8 protein-coding genes are annotated in these 7299 nt (G+C 64.9%); 2 read left to right on the top strand and 6 right to left on the bottom strand.

Annotated elements, in window-relative coordinates; genetic code table 11:
- The coding region (locus tag Q1V87_RS00500; RefSeq protein WP_300590392.1) for an SRPBCC family protein at positions 1–260 on the bottom strand (260 nt) is incomplete at its 3' end.
- A complete protein-coding gene (locus Q1V87_RS00495) occupies positions 257–1024 on the bottom strand; it encodes a GyrI-like domain-containing protein (RefSeq protein WP_067121902.1) in 768 nt (255 codons plus the stop codon). The genes Q1V87_RS00495 and Q1V87_RS00500, both read right to left, overlap by 4 nt.
- A gap of 53 nt (positions 1025–1077) precedes the next feature.
- Between Q1V87_RS00495 and Q1V87_RS00490 the strand changes: the two genes are divergently transcribed.
- A complete protein-coding gene (locus tag Q1V87_RS00490; RefSeq protein ID WP_300590391.1) occupies positions 1078–2316 on the top strand; it encodes an IS256 family transposase in 1239 nt (412 codons plus the stop codon).
- Positions 2317–2359: 43 nt separating this feature from the next.
- Here Q1V87_RS00490 and Q1V87_RS00485 read toward each other — a convergent pair whose 3' ends face one another.
- Positions 2360–2644 (bottom strand): AraC family transcriptional regulator, encoded by a 285-nt coding sequence (locus Q1V87_RS00485; RefSeq protein WP_139833211.1) that lies wholly within the window; start codon positions 2642–2644, stop codon positions 2360–2362.
- Positions 2645–3046: 402 nt separating this feature from the next.
- Here Q1V87_RS00485 and Q1V87_RS00480 point away from each other — a divergent pair, with 402 nt between their 5' ends.
- A complete protein-coding gene (locus Q1V87_RS00480; protein WP_005055297.1) occupies positions 3047–3340 on the top strand; it encodes a hypothetical protein in 294 nt (97 codons plus the stop codon).
- 271 nt (positions 3341–3611) lie between these two features.
- Here the strand turns inward: Q1V87_RS00480 and Q1V87_RS00475 are convergent, their stop codons facing one another.
- The 3 genes from Q1V87_RS00475 to Q1V87_RS00465 all read right to left on the bottom strand — a co-directional run bounded on the left by Q1V87_RS00475 (position 3612) and on the right by Q1V87_RS00465 (position 7171).
- A complete protein-coding gene (locus Q1V87_RS00475) occupies positions 3612–4265 on the bottom strand; it encodes a GNAT family N-acetyltransferase (protein ID WP_005055300.1) in 654 nt (217 codons plus the stop codon).
- 497 nt (positions 4266–4762) lie between these two features.
- Entirely contained in the window at positions 4763–5938 is a 1176-nt protein-coding gene (locus Q1V87_RS00470; protein WP_005055005.1) for a thiolase family protein, read from the bottom strand.
- Positions 5939–5968: 30 nt separating this feature from the next.
- Positions 5969–7171 (bottom strand): acyl-CoA dehydrogenase family protein, encoded by a 1203-nt coding sequence (locus tag Q1V87_RS00465; RefSeq protein WP_300590390.1) that lies wholly within the window; start codon positions 7169–7171, stop codon positions 5969–5971.
- Between the last annotated feature and the right edge of the window lie 128 nt (positions 7172–7299).

The following is a 7299-nucleotide window of genomic DNA, read 5'->3' as shown; positions in this document are numbered from 1 at the left end:
GTGATGCCCTCCGCCTCGCTGGCGACCGCAAAAGCGGTGGGCGGCTCGAGAGCCACGATCTGCAGCTGCCCCGTCGCCTCCTTGCTCTTCACTCGGCGCGTCTCCTCGATGACGGACCCCACAGCGAGCGGGCCATCCGTCACCTTCACGCTCTTCACGACACCGTCGACGTAGTCGACCGCCCTTGTGGGATCTGCCAGCACTGCGAACACTTCCTGTTGCGATCTGTCGATGTGCTCGGTGAACTCGAAAGCGATCATGGGCCTTCTCCTGGGTGATGGTCGGGGTGGTGATCAAGAGGCACATAGGCGTCTGTCCAGCTGACGCGAACGGCGTCGTTCGCGCGCTGGTCGACGTGATGGATCTCGAAGGGCGGTGCGCAGCGCAACCGCCACCCTTCTGAGGGCATCCATTGCACCCCGATAGCCGCGAAGGTCTTCGCGATCTGCTCTGCACCGCCGGTGTGCCGATGCGCGACGCACACCTGCGCCGGCATCTGGCGGTAGGTGAAGGGGTGGGGTGGATCTATCGGTGCGGCAATGGGGATGCCAGCGTCGAAGCGGATCTGCTCGTTGTCCACCACGTAAGGGTCATCTGGGGTGATGCCCACGAGGAGGTCGGAGGAGTGGGCGATGCCGTGCTCTATCGCGAAGGCCCTCAGCTGCTGCCACGGCTCGACCGATGGGTGCCCGATGCCGAGGCCGTTGTACCCGCGATGACGGAGGACGAGCAGGTGCCGCTCGGGGGTGCTCTCAACCCGTACCGGGACGGCATCGAGGTCATAACGGAGTGTCAGCGGCGTCTCTTCTGCGAAGCCCGCAAACGTCGTGCTCTGCTGCGCCAGGTCCGCGTGCTCGCGGTACGCGCGCAGCATCCTCCGATACTCCGATGGACTGATCTCGAACCGCTGCACGAACGCGCGTGTGAAGGTCTCGGGCGTTGCGAACCCGGATTCCAACCTGGAGTCCCGCGGGGTGGTGGTCTTTCGGGCCCGCGGCGTCGTGACCGCGACGGGGTGAGCCATCGTGCGATGGTCAGTGAGAACGACCAAGAACTCACACAGAAAGACGACACCGCATGATGGCTCTTGACCAGTCTGCCCTCCTCGAGCTGCTCGGGGAACTGAAGCTCACCGGCACCACCGACCGCATCCGAGCCGCGACCGAGCGGCTCTACCAGGAGCTGATCGACGCGGAGACAGCCGCATTCATCGGCGCCGCCCCCTACGAGCGCACGAGCGAGCGCACGACTACCCGCAACGGTTCCCGGCCGCGGGTGCTGTCGACCACGGCTGGGGATCTGGAGTTGCGGATCCCGAAGTTGCGGCAGGGGTCGTTCTTCCCGTCGCTGCTGGAGCGGCGCCGCCGGGTCGACCAAGCCTTGTTCGCGGTCGTGATGGAGGCCTACCTCCACGGCGTCTCAACCCGGAAGGTCGATGACCTCGTCAAAGCGCTCGGCGCTGACACTGGCATCTCGAAGTCCGAGGTGTCCCGCATCTGCCAAGGGCTCGACGCCGAGGTCGCATCGTTCCGCGACCGCTCGCTGTCTGACATCGCCTACCCCTACGTGTTCCTCGACGCGACCTACTGCAAGGTCCGCATCGACCACCGTGTCGTGTCCCAGGCGGTCGTCGTCGCGATCGGCGTCGCCGCTGACGGGCGGCGGGTCGTGCTGGGCTTCGATGTCGGAGACAGCGAGACCGAGGAGTTCTGGAAGCAGTTCCTGCGCTCGTTGAAGACACGAGGTCTGGGCGGGGTGAAGCTGGTGATCTCCGACGCCCACGCCGGACTGAAGAAGGCCGCAGCGACCGTGTTGCAGGGCGCCGCCTGGCAGCGCTGCCGCGTCCACTTCATGCGCAACGTCCTGACCGCCCTCCCGAAGGGCCGGCAGGAGATGGTCGCCAGCGTGATCCGCACGATCTTCGCCCAACCCGACGCCGAGCACATCGATGCCCAGTTCGACGAAGTCGTGCGCATGATCGAGCGCGTCCACCCCAAGACCGCCGTGATGCTCACCGACGCCCGTGACGACATCCTCGCGTTCAAAGCGTTCCCCGCCCGGCATTGGCGACAGATCTGGTCCACGAACCCGCTGGAACGCCTCAATCGGGAGATCAAGCGCCGCACCGACGTCGTTGGCGTGTTCCCGAACAACGCCGCCCTGCTCCGCCTGGCCGGCTCCGTCCTCGTCGAGCAACACGACGAATGGGAAGCCGCCGACCGCCGCTACTTCTCCGAAGCCTCCATGACCGAGCTCACCGCGACCACCCCCACCATCGACGAGGCGGTGATACTCCCCGAGATCACCGCCGCCTAAACTAACGACAGCTGATCATCGCAACGAAGCGAAAGACCACCACTCAAACGGACGCGGCCGATTCCAACGCGATGTGCAGCACCGTGTCCGTACTGACTTTGAGTCGGTAGACCGCTCGCTCAAGCCGCAACCGGCGCAGGTGCGCTTTCGGGTTCTCACCCACGACCGCACGGAAGACGCGGTGAAAGTGATGCGGCGAAAGACCAGCGACCGCCGCGATCTCGGCGAGGGTCACCGGCTCCTCGAGACGCTCCTCCATCCAGTGAAGTGCCCGGCTCACACGTTCCGCATGCCGCTGAGCGGTGAGTGGAAGGACGACTGAGGACACGCTTCGAATCTACGAGCGCCGGTCAGTCGGCGTCTCGACGTTTTTTGCGAATCCCACCGAAGCGACTCGCCCCAATGCCCCGAAAGGTCCATATGGACATCGCGTAGACATCTCCCCTGCGAAATGGACAACTCGGAGCGTGACATCTGTAGGAACCGGCTGACGATGAACTGCTGTCGGTCGTCAGAACTGGTCTGCGAGCGCCCTCCGCTGCGCATCCCAATCGAAGTCCTCCAACGTTTTGCGAGCCGGTAACCCGGCGGCCTTGATCCGCAGCTCTGCGCCCGAAGCGTTGCGCGCCGTGGTCTTCCGCGTGAAGGAGCCTGAGTGGGACACTTCTTCTGAGGGCCACCTGTAGGGATCGCTTTGGGGTCGTCGACCGCGCATGAAGGGAGAACCGTGATGACTGGGGATGAAGTGTTCGACACGATCGCTCACGAGATGACTGCGCTTGACGGTGTGTCACGGAACCACCGCGGCAGTCTCATCGTCTCGGGAAGCAGCAGTGGCGCCGTGCGCGCCATGACCAGCGGCGGGCAGGTGGTGGTGAAGCTTGACCCAATGCGCACGGCGGCTCTCGTTGACGCCGGCGTCGGGACACACTACAAGGGTCAGAAGAACGCGTGGCTCCAGCTTCCGGCCGACCTCGACTTTGATCACGTGCGCGGTCTCATCCTCGAGGCGCTGACTGCATGAGAAACCCTTCTTGATTGATGGTCCTGTCCCCTGGTGTGGTGGAGGATCCGGCCGGGTTGTCTTCGTCGTAGACGTTGGTGAGCCATCGTGGTGATAGTCAGTGAGGGCTCGTCGGATCTGATCGACGCGGGAAGCGACCGTGTGGATCGTTGCCGCTCCGCACGATCTCACCACGGAGCGCACCGCCCGCCGCAACTGGACCCGCCCGACGACGCTCGCCACCTGGCCGGGGAGGTCGACCTGAAGGTTCCCAAATACCCGGGGGCGTGACTCACGCCTCGAGGTTCTCGGTCCCGACGAACGCGTTGTGACGCCAATAGATGTTGTCCCGGAAGTGCGCAAACCCGACGCTTTCGTACGACGCAGCGACCTTCTTTCGGGAGCGCCGAAACTCGATCTCGGACAGGTGCTCCCACGGCACCGGTTGCGCGCGGAGAACGATGAGAGTCTCCCTCCCCGTGCCGGTCACCGTCTCCACCAGCGTCGTGAGCAGACGTGGACCAAGGCGCTGACCCCGGTACGGTGGCTCCACAAAGACGCCCTCGACGATCACGAGCTGCGACACCTGCTCGCCAACCAGCGGATCGCGGGAGTCGAGCCACTCGAAGACGTTCTCATCACCGAGAATCGACTCGGTGATCTCGAATGCTTCGCCGCCTACTTGATCGAACACGTCAACGACGTCACCCACCCGGTCGAGGTCGACGGTGTACGCAGTAGCGCGCGCGATGACACGACGCTCCGGCTCCCCCTCGTCGTCGTCATCGAAGATGTACAACGTCGCGTCAGCGGAGATCTTCGCGACGCCCGACGGCAACTCCGTCCAGTTCACGGAGTCCGGTACTCCGACCAGTGGCCGCGTGACCTTCACAATGCACTCAATATCCGTGAGGTCCACGTCAAGTCGCGCAACAACAGCAGACATACTCACCCCTTCAACAACGGATACGCGGCAACGGCATCGTGCCGACAATACCCGGGCGCTAGCCGCGATCCAGCAGAGAAGCTGAGGCGCTGTGAAACCGCCGCCCACATGATCGCGACGGTCGGCCGGCGTCCGAAATGTCCATATGGACATCGCGTGGACATTTCAACTGCGAAATGGACATTTCAGAAAGATCCCTACAGTTGTGTAGGTTCCCGCTCGAGATGGCGGATAACCCCAGGGATTCCACGCTAGTTGGCGGTGGTCCCGGACTCAGGATTCCACGGGAAATGGCGGATTCCTACACCGCTCTCTGACGCGCCGACCCTGTCTGGTCAGCGGCCTGTCACGGCGGCGAGAGCGCTGGAGGTCACTGCAGCTGGCCGAGCTCGAGCATCTCACCGTCGAGGAAGAACGTCGGAGGGGAATGCTGAAGCTTCGGTTGACTCTGGGACTGCCAATGACCCCACCACGAACGGATGCTCGCGGTCTCACTGTCACCGTTCCAGCACGACGGCGAGGCCTTGACCCACGCCGATGCAGATCGCCACGACGGCGACGCCGCCTCCGCGTCGCGCAAGCTCATGCGCGGCATGCCCGAGAATGCGGCCCCCCGAAGCGCCCAGCGGATGGCCGATGGCCAGCGCTCCGCCGTGGATGTTGACCCGCTCAGGATCAAGTTCAGGCCACCCGGCGACGCATGCGAGCGACTGTGAAGCGAACGCCTCGTTGAGCTCGACCACGTCGACATCGGCCCAGGACCGGCCGGCGCGTGCGAGCGCCTTGTTCGCCGCCTCGATCGGCGCGATCGGGAACAGATGCGGATCGACGCCATGCGCCCCGCGTCCCGCAATCCGCGCGAGTGGCTCGCCGGGCAGCGCACCCTCCGCGGCGATCAGAACGGCGGAAGCGCCGTCGTTGATCGGCGAGGAGTTGCCGGCGGTGACGGTGCCTTCGCCGTCGCGCGCGAACAGCGGAGTAAGCCCGGCGAGCTTGTCCACGGAAGTGTCGTCCCGGATGCCCTCGTCGCGTGCCAGGTCGGCCCCTGGCACGTGCACGATCTCGCCATCGTAGACCCCGTCAGCCCACGCTTTAGCTGCCAGCCGGTGAGAGCGCACGGCGAACTCGTCCTGGGCATCTCGGGAGATTCCCCACTCTCGGGCGATCTTCTCCGCCGATTCTCCATTGGAGATGGTCCACTGCTTCGGCAGCTTCGGGTTGGTCATCCGCCACCCGATGGAGGTGTTCCACAGTGTCTGGTTACCGACCGCCGGCCACGGCCTCGGCGACTTCTCCACGATGAACGGGGCCCGGCTCATCGACTCCACTCCGCCGGCGAGCACGAGACCGGCGTCGCCGGTCTCGACAGCGCGGGCGGCCTGGATCACCGCTTCCAGCGACGACGAGCAGAGTCGGTTGACGGTCACGCCGGTGACACTGGTGGGGAAGCCTGCCAGCAGCGCCCCGAAACGGGCGACGTCGCGGTTGTCCTCTCCTGCTTGGTTCGCATCGCCGAAGATCACGTCATCGATGCGCGCGGGGTCGAGGCCCATGCGCGCGACGGTCGCCTTCATGACGACTGCGGCGAGATCGTCGGGCCGGATGCCGCTGAGCGCGCCACCCGCCCGCCCGAAGGGGGTGCGGACAGCATCGTAGACAAAGCTCGCGGTCATGGCGGGCTCCCTTCCGTGGTCGGCCGAGGGTCAGGCGAACGCCGATATTCCGGTGATCTGGCGCCCGATGATGAGCGACTGGATGAAGTCGGTTCCCTCATACGTGTGGACGACTTCCATGTCGGTGAGGTGGCGGGCGACGTGGTTCTCCAGAAGGAGTCCGTTGCCGCCGAGGAGGTCGCGGGCATCCCGGCAGAGTGCACGCGCGTGCTGGCCGGTGAACATCGTCGCGAGCGAGGCCTGTTCGTTCGTCAGTCGGCCTTCATCCTGCAGGGTGGCTGTGCGGAAGCAGAGCAGCTGCATCGCGGTGAGATCGGCGAGCATGTTGGCCAGCTTGTTCTGCACCAGCTGGTAGCTCGCGATGGGCTTGCCGAACTGGACGCGCTCCTGGACGTAGGCCGCTGCCGCCTCGTACGCGGCGAGTGCGTGCCCGAGCGCCTCCCACGCGACGGTGCTGCGGGTGCGGTTGAGGATCGCGGAGACGTCACGGAATGAGGTCGACTTCGCCAGCTTGTTCCCGGCAGGGATCCTCAGTCCGGAGATCTCGATGTGCGCCTGCTGGATCGCGCGTTTGGCGATCTTCCCGGTGATCGCCTCGGCCTCATATCCGTCGGGGTATCCTCCATCGGCATTCTTCTCAAGGACGAATGCCTTCACCTTCGAGTCTGCGGTGTCGCGTGCCCAGATGATGACGATGTCGGCGACATGGCCGAGGCCGATCCACCGCTTGGCACCGTCGATCACATAGACGTCTCCTTCGCGGCGGGCTGTGGTTTCCAGCGCAACGGAGTCTGATCCGTGCTCGGGCTCGGTCAGCGCGAACGCGCCGAGCTTGCGGAGGGCTGCCATTTCGGGCAGCCAGCGCTGCTTCTGCTCGTCGTCGCCGAGCAGTGCGATGCTGCCCATCGCGAGTCCCGAGTGCACGGCATTGAGCGTGTTCACACTGCCGTCGCCGCGTGACAGTTCCATCGCGACGAGGCCGGTCTGCAGTCGGGTCAGTCCCGGGCAGCCGTAGCCCTGGATCGCGGTGCCCACGATTCCCAGCTCGCCCAGTGCGGGGAGGATCTGGTAAGGGAAGTCCGCTAACTCCCAGTACTCGTTGATAACTGGCAGGACCTCGGAATCCACGAATCCGCGCACACGTGTGATGAGATTGCGGTCGTCGTCGCCGAGAAGATCACCGATCTGATAAAAGTCCGTATCCACCGGATGTGCCGCCTTCGTGATCGTCATCTCTCAGCGTCCCTCTTTCCGAATCGCCGGGACGGTAACCCGATCGCCGACGTGGTCTTCATCGTCTTCCGCGACTTGCAGCCACCGTCGGACCGCCTCGCCATCCTGGTCGAGTGCAGGAGGCGCGG

The sequence above is a fragment of the Microbacterium sp. genome (assembly GCF_030149085.1).
In the GTDB taxonomy this organism is placed as follows: domain Bacteria; phylum Actinomycetota; class Actinomycetes; order Actinomycetales; family Microbacteriaceae; genus Microbacterium.
The sequence above is the reverse complement of the archived record's forward strand: the minus strand, read 5'-3'. Positions and strand labels throughout refer to the sequence as shown.